3 protein-coding genes are annotated in these 3,125 nt (G+C 68.9%); 1 reads left to right on the top strand and 2 read right to left on the bottom strand.

The features are described from left to right. A partial coding sequence (locus tag DBR22_RS24360; protein ID WP_258229073.1) for a beta-galactosidase small subunit family protein occupies positions 1-1,088 on the top strand: 1,088 nt, incomplete at its 5' end. Positions 1,089-1,173: 85 nt separating this feature from the next. Here the strand turns inward: DBR22_RS24360 and DBR22_RS06920 are convergent. After that, a complete protein-coding gene (locus tag DBR22_RS06920) occupies positions 1,174-2,496 on the bottom strand; it encodes an MFS transporter (RefSeq protein WP_108598398.1) in 1,323 nt (440 codons plus the stop codon). Continuing rightward, on the bottom strand, positions 2,493-3,020 hold the full coding sequence (locus DBR22_RS06915) for a winged helix-turn-helix transcriptional regulator (RefSeq protein ID WP_108598397.1): 528 nt from the start codon (positions 3,018-3,020) through the stop codon (positions 2,493-2,495). Before DBR22_RS06915 ends, DBR22_RS06920 begins: the two co-directional genes overlap by 4 nt. Positions 3,021-3,125 lie beyond the last annotated feature (105 nt).

Here is a 3,125-nt window from a genome sequence, read left to right as displayed (position 1 = left end):
CCGCCGGTGAATCCGTTCGCGTGGGGCTGCCGGAGTTCGCCGCCCCCGGTCAGGGAGAGCACTGGCTGACCGTCGAAGCCGTGCTGCGCAAGGACACGGACTGGGCACCGGCCGGGCACGTGATTTCGGCCGCCCAGTTGGATCTTTCGGTGCCCGTGCCACCCGTACAGGCACCGCGTCCGGTGGCCACGGCCGGCAGGACTTCCCTGCCGGCAGGCACAACGGCTCTTGGACCCGCTGGCTTCGAGGAGGGCCGCCTCGTTTCGCTGGGCGGTTTGCCTGCAGCCGGACCACGGCTTGAATTGTGGCGCGCCCCCACGGACAACGACTCCGGGGCCGGTTTCGGCAGCTACGACCTGGCCGATCCGTGGTTGAACAACGGAAAGGGCGTGCCCGCTCCGTCGTCGGCCTCGGCCTGGCGGAAAGCGGGCCTGGACCGCCTGACCGCCCGCGTGGATTCCGTTTCAGCCGGGGCCGGGAGCGTCCTGGTCAGGACGCGGTATGCCGCCGCTGACAGGGCCGACTCGGTGACTGTTGAGGAGCAGTGGCAGCAGGCGGACGGCGAGCTGTGGCTGCGCCTGGAGATCATTCCCAGCGCGGGGTGGGACATGGTGTTCCCGCGCATCGGCGTCAGGTTCGATCTGCCCGCATCCGTCGACGGCGTCTCCTGGTTCGGTGCCGGGCCGCGGGAATCGTACCCGGACAGCATGCACGCTGCACTGGTTGGCCGGTACTCCGCGGCAATCGACGAGCTCACCGTGCCGTACGCGAAGCCCCAGGAGAGCGGGCACCGCAGTGCCCTGCGTTCACTTGAGCTGAACAACGCCGGTGCGCCCTGGCTGCGGATCGACGCCGTACCGGATGCCCGCGGACGCCGGCCCGGCTTCACGCTGGCCCGTCACACGGCCCAGGAGGTCAGCTCCGCGGCCCATCCCCACGAGCTGCCGCAAAGTGGGCACAGCTACCTCTACCTCGATGCGGCCCAGCACGGACTGGGTTCGCGGGCCTGCGGCCCGGATGTCTGGCCGGACTTCGCGCTCCGCCCGGAGGCCCGCACGCTGACGCTGCGCATCGGGACCGCCAACTAGCCCGCGGGACGGCATGTCGCGCCGGTTTTAGCTGGCTCTGATGCGACATGCCGTCCCAGCGGGCCTGAGGATGGCTGGCTGCGCGCTATGCGACTCCGGCCGGCACAGGCTCCTTGGCGGCCTTGTCCTTGCGGATGGTGGCGCTGATCACGGCGGCGATGGTGCACATGGCGGCGGCACCGAACCAGGCGTAGGTGTACTGGCCGGTGGCGTCGCGGATGGCGCCTGCGCCCAGGGCAGCCGCAGCGGCACCCAGCTGGTGGGCGGCAAATACCCAGCCGAACACCACGCTGCCGTCTGCGCCGAACGTCTCGCGGCAGATCGCCGCGGTGGGCGGCACGGTGGCCACCCAGTCCAGGCCGTAGATCACCACAAAGACGATCATGCTGGGCTCCACCGTGGCGCTCAGCAGCAGCGGCAGGACCAGCAGGCCGATCCCCCGGAACTGGTAGTACACGGCAAGAAGGACCCGCGGGTTGTAGCGGTCGGTCAGCCAGCCGGAGGCGATGGTTCCCACGATGTCGAAGATCCCGACGACGGCGAGCAGCCCGGCTGCCGTGGTCTGGGGCATGCCGTGGTCATGGGCCGAGGGGATGAAGTGGGTGCCGATCAGCCCGTTGGTGGTGGCTCCGCAGATTGCGAAACCCGCCACCAACGCCCAGAACGTGCGCACCTTGCTGGCACGCTTGAGGACCTGCAGGGCACGGACGGCGGCATTCCTGCTCCGCCCGCTGTCAGCGGGAGCCTGAACCGGCACAGCCGAATCCCCCACAGGTGCCGTTTCACCGTAAGGCAGGGCGCCGACGTCGGCCGGTGAGTTCTTGAGGAACTTCAGCACCAGTGGGACCACGGCGAGGGCACCGGCCGCGATCAGCAGTGATGCCTCCCGCCAGCCGGGGTCCTGGGCGAGCATGGCGATGAAGGGCAGGAACACCAGCTGGCCGGCGGCGCTGCCGGCGGTCAGGATGCCGATCACCAGCCCCCGGCTCTTGGAAAACCAGGTATTGGCGATCGTGGCGGCAAAGACAAGGGCCATGGATCCCGTCCCCAGTCCGATGAGCAGACCCCAGGTCAGCAGGATCTGCCACGACTGGTTGACCAGGACGGTGAGCGCGCTGCCCGCACCGATCAGCACCAGCGCGGTGGCGGTGACGGCACGGATACCGAAGCGCTCCATCAGGGCCGCGGCGAACGGGGCTGTGAGGCCGAACAGGACCAGGTTGATGCTGACGGCCGCTGAAAGCACCGTGGTGGACCAGCCGAATTCCTCCTGCAGTGGCACCATCAGCACACCGGGGGCAGCCCGGAATCCCGCAGCTCCAACGAGCGCCAGGAAGGCTACCGCTGCAACGATCCACGCGGGGTGCAGCCTCTTCCTTCGTGCCGCCGGAGTGGTGGGAGCGCTCATGCTGCGGGTCCGTTCTGTTGTGCTGTGGTGGCCCGGGATGCTGCGGTGGCCAACTGGACAGGGGCCGGCGTCCGGGTGAGGCTGTGCCAGCTGGTGTTGGCCGCGGTGAGGCGCTGGCCGCAGCTGGTGCAGGTGTCCGCCGAGCTGGTGCGCCGGCCGCAGCCGGAGTGAACCACAAACATGTGGGCGGTGTCCGACGGCGCGCGGAGGTGCTTCTCGGACCAGATCGCGACGGCGTTCAGCACGGGGAGGGTGTCCTCACCGCTGGGCGTGAGAACGTATTCGTGCCGGGTGCGGCCGCCGTCGTCGTACGCTCTTTTGCTGAGCAGCCCCGCCTCCACCAGGCCCGCGAGGCGCTTGGTGAGCACGGAGTCCGCCACGGCGAGCCGGTACTTCATGGCGTCGAAGCGGCCGTTGCCGAAAAAGACCTCGCGGAGCACCAGGACGGACCACGGGTCGCCCAGGATGTCGAGGCCGCGGGCCATGCTGCAGGTGCGCTGGGACCAGTCTGAACGAAGAGGCATACCGGAACCCTAGCTAACTTTCTTGAAGAAAGCCAGGGCTCCCGGTGTCGCTTTATTTCAGGAAAGTGAAGGCCTTCTCCAGGTCCGCGATCAGGTCCTCCACGT

This window comes from Arthrobacter sp. HMWF013 (assembly GCF_003061105.1).
Classification (GTDB): domain Bacteria; phylum Actinomycetota; class Actinomycetes; order Actinomycetales; family Micrococcaceae; genus Arthrobacter.
The sequence above is the reverse complement of the archived record's forward strand: the minus strand, read 5'-3'. Positions and strand labels throughout refer to the sequence as shown.

What these genes read in the sequence shown, in the direction of transcription:
- DBR22_RS06915 (WP_108598397.1), bottom strand. Translation starts at nt 3,020, where the DNA reads ATGCCTCTTCGTTCAGACTGGTCCCAGCGCACCTGCAGCATGGCCCGC.
- DBR22_RS06920 (WP_108598398.1), bottom strand. Translation starts at nt 2,496, where the DNA reads ATGAGCGCTCCCACCACTCCGGCGGCACGAAGGAAGAGGCTGCACCCC.